At 59.8% G+C, this 5,584-nt stretch carries 6 protein-coding genes; all 6 read right to left on the minus strand.

What is annotated here, in order from left to right; translation table 11 throughout:
* Window positions 1-141: 141 nt before the first annotated feature.
* On the minus strand, window positions 142-633 hold the full coding sequence (ybeY, locus tag ACWI8T_RS07835; RefSeq protein WP_114614975.1) for an rRNA maturation RNase YbeY: 492 nt from the start codon (window positions 631-633) through the stop codon (window positions 142-144).
* On the minus strand, window positions 634-1,425 hold the full coding sequence (locus tag ACWI8T_RS07840) for an RsmE family RNA methyltransferase (protein WP_449138534.1): 792 nt from the start codon (window positions 1,423-1,425) through the stop codon (window positions 634-636).
* Window positions 1,426-1,437: 12 nt separating this feature from the next.
* Window positions 1,438-1,908: a diacylglycerol kinase gene (locus tag ACWI8T_RS07845; protein WP_449138535.1), complete on the minus strand. Its 471-nt coding sequence runs from the start codon at window positions 1,906-1,908 to the stop codon at window positions 1,438-1,440.
* The gene (mtaB, locus tag ACWI8T_RS07850) at window positions 1,905-3,149 is read right to left on the minus strand and encodes a tRNA (N(6)-L-threonylcarbamoyladenosine(37)-C(2))-methylthiotransferase MtaB (protein WP_449138536.1); all 1,245 of its coding nucleotides are present in this window, start codon (window positions 3,147-3,149) and stop codon (window positions 1,905-1,907) included. Before mtaB ends, ACWI8T_RS07845 begins: the two co-directional genes overlap by 4 nt.
* A gap of 142 nt (window positions 3,150-3,291) precedes the next feature.
* A complete protein-coding gene (dnaJ, locus tag ACWI8T_RS07855) occupies window positions 3,292-4,425 on the minus strand; it encodes a molecular chaperone DnaJ (RefSeq protein ID WP_449138537.1) in 1,134 nt (377 codons plus the stop codon).
* A gap of 21 nt (window positions 4,426-4,446) precedes the next feature.
* Window positions 4,447-5,457, minus strand: a complete 1,011-nt coding sequence (hrcA, locus tag ACWI8T_RS07860; RefSeq protein ID WP_449138538.1) for a heat-inducible transcriptional repressor HrcA — start codon at window positions 5,455-5,457, stop codon at window positions 4,447-4,449.
* Window positions 5,458-5,584: the final 127 nt, after the last annotated feature.

Here is a 5,584-nt window from a genome sequence, read left to right on the forward strand (position 1 = left end):
AGACCCACTTGCTCTCCAAGAGCTTTTTGCTCCTTGGGCAAGCAAACACAACTTGTGCAAATTGGCGCGCGAAATGCGGTTATGGAGCGCACAAAAGAACCGCCCGCCACACCATCCGCACGCGGGATGCCGCGACAGTTTCTAGCGAATGTTGGGCAGCCCCACGCCGGCGAGCATCTCTCGCTCGCGAGCCTCCATGGCCTCGGCCTCTTCGTCGGAATGCACATGATCCCATCCGCACAAGTGCAGGAGGCCATGCACGAGCAGCACCGCGAGCTCTTCTTGCGGCGTGGTGCCGAACTGGGCCGTTTGGGCACGCGCGTAGTCGGACGCGATGATGATGTCGCCAAGCATGAACGGTTCGTCATCGGGCACGCCCGCGTCGTCGTACGCCGCTCCCCCGTCGAAATCGTCGTCAAGGCCGTCACACTCGAAGCTGAGCACGTCGGTCGGGCGGTCGATTCCGCGGTATTCCTTGTTCAAACGATGAACTTCCTCGTCGGTCGTGAGCGTGATGGAGACCTCGGTTGTGGCGGGGCATCCTTCCTGCTCGAGCACGTATTGCGTGATACCTTCGATATCGACGCCGCTCGCGATGTCGGCGCCATGCTCGATTTCGATTTCGATGTTCATTTAAAACCCTTTCTTGTCGGCGCCCATGCCTCCGCATGCATACAAAACAAGCGCGGGAGCAACGATTCCGGCGGTTTCGGTACGAAGGATTGACGGGCCGAGCGTCACAGGCCAGGCATTTTCGCTTGCCGTGAGCGCTTCGACTTCATCGGCGGAAAGACCGCCCTCGGGGCCTACCACCACGGCAATGCGCGGTTTGTCGACGGAGGCGTTCCCAAACGCCTGTTCAAGCGCGGCAGCAATAGTCTTCGTCGAGGGGCACTCTTCCCAGCATACGAGCACGCAGTCGAATTCGCGCAGCAGTTGCACGGCTTGCTTCACCGTATGCGGCTCATGCACGCGCGGCTCGACCATGCGTCCCGATTGCATCGCGGCAGAATGCGCGATGGCCTGCCAGCGAGCAAGCTTGGACTTCGCCTTCTTCGCATCGAGCTTCATGACGCAGCGAGAGCTCGAAAGCGGCACGAACTCATCAATGCCCACCTCGGTCGCATGACGGATGATGTCGTCCATCTTGTCGCCCTTGGCAAGGCCCTGGAACAGCGCGATGCTCGCAGGCGCCTGCGGCGCATCGCGATGCTGCGCGATGCGCGCCACCAGGCCATCATGCGCCGATGTGATTTCCAATTCAAAATAATCGCTCGCCGCATCGACGACGCTTATGTGCTCGCCTTCGGACAGGCGCAGCACGCGTGCGTGCTTGGCGTCTTCCGCAGAAAGGCGCACGGGGAATTCCTGCGCCGTCTCTTCGGCGATAATCTGGCCATCGAGAAAGAAATGATGGAATGACATGCGCTTGTCTCCCTATGCTCCAAGCAACGCAAAAAGCGCTGGAACGAATACGATAAGGCCCACGATGACAATTGCGCAGGCAGTGATAAGGGCGGCGCCCGCCGCGCAATCTTTCGCACGCTTAGCGAGCGGGTGGATTTCAGGCGAGGCCAGATCGACGATCGCCTCTATCGCCGTGTTCACGGTTTCCATGGCGAGTTGCACGCCCACGCACACCGTGACCGCAGCCCATCCCCATGCAGGCACCCGCAAAAGCGCACACGCGGCAAAAACCACAACCGCCGCCACGACATCGACCTTGAAGTTGCGCTCGCTTCCCGCCTGAACCACACCCGAAGCCGCATAGCCGAACGACTTCACGAGATTGTTCTTGCGCTTCAGCGTCTCGCCCGTCTCACCCGCATCAACGCCTTGGCCTGCAGTCTCGCCGCCGGCCATGAGCTTGTTTCCAGGCGCGCCGGAATTCGAACGCTCCTCTATCATAGTTCGCACTCCACCAAATCGCCTACGATGCTGCCCGCCGGAGCATCGATTCCGTGATAGCTCTCGGTCGTAGCGTTGCCCTCCGATTCGACCAGAGCCAATTCCCTCGACCCGCAACGACGGCGCATATCATCGGCGCGAAGACGTTCCTCAATCGCTTCGAGCCTTTTGGCGCGCTCTGCCTTCACCTCGGGCGAGACCTGATCGTCACGCTCGGCCGCAGGCGTTCCCGCACGCTTCGAATAGCGGAAAATGTGCATCTTCGAAAAACGGCATATCTCAGCCACACGGCATGTCTCAAGGAAGTCTTCTTCAGTTTCGCCAGGGAAACCCACAATGACGTCGGTCGAAAGCGAAAGCTGCGGCATGGCCGCATACAGCTTCTCGACCAGGCCCAAAAATCGCTCGGCGCTATAGGGGCGTCGCATTTCGCGCAGCACCTTGCTCGAACCCGATTGCAGCGGCAAATGCAAATGGCGACAAATGCGGCCATTCGATGCGGCCATAAGCTCAATGAGGTCGTCGTCGACGTCGCGCGGCTCAATCGACGACACACGGAAACGAACGCGCGGCACCACCCCTAGGCCCGAATCGGCGGGAAATTCCTCATCGACCGCCTTCATAAGGCACCGCAGCAAATCTGCCAGGCGCATGTCGCCCTCGCGATACGAGCCCAAATTAATGCCCGTAAGCACGATTTCACGCACGCCCGCGCGCGCGAGCTCACGCACTTCCGCAATAATCTCCTCTGAGGGTCGCGATGTGGCACGCCCACGCGCGACATGCACGATGCAGTACGTGCACGCATTGTTGCAGCCATCTTGCACCTTCACGCCAACGCGCGTGGGAAATTCCTCACCCGCACGAATGGCGGCCAAGGCGGGCGACGTGCTCGCCTGGGAACCAAGCACGTCGGCCATAGCGCCTTTCGGCACCACTTCGACGCGAGGATCCATCTCGGTATAGGTAATGGGGTCGATAGCGGCGGCGCAACCGGTCACAACGACGCGAGCAAAATCGTTCGCGCGCAGCGCCTGGCGCACGGCCTTGCGCGTTTTCTTTTCAGCCTCGCCCGTAACGGTACACGTGTTCACCACAATGAAATCGGCTGCTTCAATGGGCACTTCTCGCCCACCGTCCGCAATAAGGGTGGCTGCGAAATCGTCACTTTCGACACGGTTCACCTTGCAACCAAGGTTCACCACGTGGAAAGCGGCTGCATTATTTTTAGTCTGTTCCAACAAAGGCATTCCTTGCATTCGGCAATCGACGGCAATCAGACGGCACTCAATCGTTTTAGGCAACCAGTGTACCCGAAGCGAAAGCGAAAAAGCCGCAACAACAAAAAGGCACCCAGCTCTATGCCGGATGCCTTCATGCTTGCTAGTTGAACGCGTCGCGCAACTTCTGCAACGGGCTGCGCGGTGCGGCCACGTCTTCACCAAATTCCTCGGCCACCTTTTCGAGCAGCTCGCGCTGCTTCTTGGTAACCTTCTTCGGTATGAGCACGGTAATGTGCACATACATATCGCCGCGCTCGGTGGACTTCAAACGAGGCATGCCCATGCCCTTTACGCGAATGACTTGCTCGTTTTGGCAGCCCTCGGGAACGCGAACCATCACCTTTTCATCATGGAAGATGCCATCGATCTCGATTTCGGCACCGAGGGTAGCCTGGATAAAGCTCACATTCGCACGGGCGTGCAGATTATCGCCCTCGCGCTCGAAGAACTCATGCGGCTGAATGCGGCACGTCACAATGAGGTCGCCCGGACGAGCGCCGTGCATGCCGGCCTCGCCAAAACCCGTCACGCGCAGCTGCTGGCCCTCGCGAATGCCGGCGGGCACTTCGACGGTGACATGCTGGCGATCGGGAATGCGTCCCTGGCCCTCGCATTCTTCGCACGGCTTGTCGATGACCTTGCCCGTGCCGCCGCACGTAGAGCACATAGAGGCGGTTTGCATATCGCCCAGAAACGTATGCTGCACGGTGACCACGCGACCACGACCGTGGCAATCGGGGCAATCGATTTCTTTGCCGCCCTCGGCCTTGCCGGAGCCATTGCACACCTCGCACGGCGCCAGGCGGTCGTAGACGATTTCCTTCTTCGCGCCCGCGGCGACCTCTTCAAGCGTCAGACGCAGGCCAACGCCCATATCGCGGCCTTCTTTGCGCACCGTGGCGCGACCGCCCGCAGCGCCGCCGAAGAAGCTCGAGAAAATATCGCCCATGCCGCCGAAACCGCCGCCGAAGATGTCTTCGAAGTCGACGTTGTAGCCTCCGGTGGGGCCGCCCGCCGCTCCAGGAATCGTGCCGAAGCGGTCGTACTGCGCGCGCTTATTGGCATCAGAAAGCACGTCGTAGGCTTCGTTCAATTCCTTGAAACGATCCTCTGCATCGGGCGCTTTGTTCACATCGGGGTGAAGTTCGCGCGCCTTGCGGCGAAACGCCTTCTTGATCTCGGCGTCGGTTGCATCTTTGCTGACGCCCAAAATGGCGTAGAGGTCTTTTGCCATAGTGTGTGTGAGCCTTCCTATTTACAAATCTTTCAGCGCGCTTTTCGCGGAGCGCACCACGCTGATGACTTTCGAATAATCCATGCGCGTAGGGCCGATGACAGCAACCACGCCCTGAGCCTCGCCCGAACCGTATTGGGCGGCAACGACCGAAACCCCCGATAGCTCGCTCGCGGAATTCTCCTTGCCGATGCGAACCTCGAGCGAATCGGAGGCTTTGTCTGCAGAGCCGACGTCGTCGAAAAGGTGCATGAGCACCGTGTCGTCTTCAAGCACTTGAAGCACGGGCAACGCAGCAGATGAGTTGCTGAATTCGGGCTTGCTCAGCAACGCCGACATACCCAAACTATGCGCACGGCCTTCGTCGGCCTTCGCCATGCAAACAACGAGCTCATCGATTACGATGCGCGCGAGCGGGCTGGAAAGCGCCTCGATACGCACGCCTTCCGCCTTGCGCACCTCGGAAATTGAATGGCCCGAAAGTGCGGCATTCAATGCATTCTGCACATCAGCCAGCTCATCGGCGGAAACGTCTTCCGCAAACTCGACCGACCGGTTGAATACTTGGCCGTCGTCGGTAACGACGACCATGAGCATGCGACGAGACGACATGGACACGAGCGAAATTTGCTTCACCGAAGACGCGAGCAAAGAAGGCGCGACCACAACCGAAAGGCAATCGGTCAAGCGAGACAGGGCGGCCGATGTTTGCTCCATGAGGTCGTCCATCTTCGTTGCCGCATCACGCACGTCGTCGAACATGCCGCCCGTGGCATCTTCGCCGTATTCGCGCGAAAGCAAATCGTCGACGAATGCACGATAGCCCGCATCGGTCGGAACGCGGCCGGCGGAAGTGTGCGGAGAAGTGAGATAGCCCTCATCTTCAAGCACCGAGAGCTCGTTGCGAACCGTAGCAGAGGAAACGCCGAGCCGGTAACGATCGACCAAGGTGCGCGAGCCTACAGGCTGCGCGTTGGCGATGTACTCCTCGATAAGCGCTTGAAGCACTTTCTGTCGACGATCGGACAGCAACGGTTCTCGGCCCCTTTCATGCGACGCATTCCATATCCCGCGCACCGATCGGCGCGAGACGACACAACGAATCCCGCGCACCGATCGGCGCGAGACGACACAACGAATCACGCGCGCGTGCGCGTTA

Source organism: Slackia sp., from assembly GCF_977041755.1.

Excerpts from the sequence above, each read along its gene's own strand:
- ACWI8T_RS07840 (WP_449138534.1), bottom strand. The coding sequence starts at position 1,425 with ATGTCATTCCATCATTTCTTTCTCGATGGCCAGATTATCGCCGAAGAG.
- ybeY (WP_114614975.1), bottom strand. The coding sequence starts at position 633 with ATGAACATCGAAATCGAAATCGAGCATGGCGCCGACATCGCGAGCGGC.
- dnaJ (WP_449138537.1), bottom strand. The coding sequence starts at position 4,425 with ATGGCAAAAGACCTCTACGCCATTTTGGGCGTCAGCAAAGATGCAACC.
- ACWI8T_RS07845 (WP_449138535.1), bottom strand. The coding sequence starts at position 1,908 with ATGATAGAGGAGCGTTCGAATTCCGGCGCGCCTGGAAACAAGCTCATG.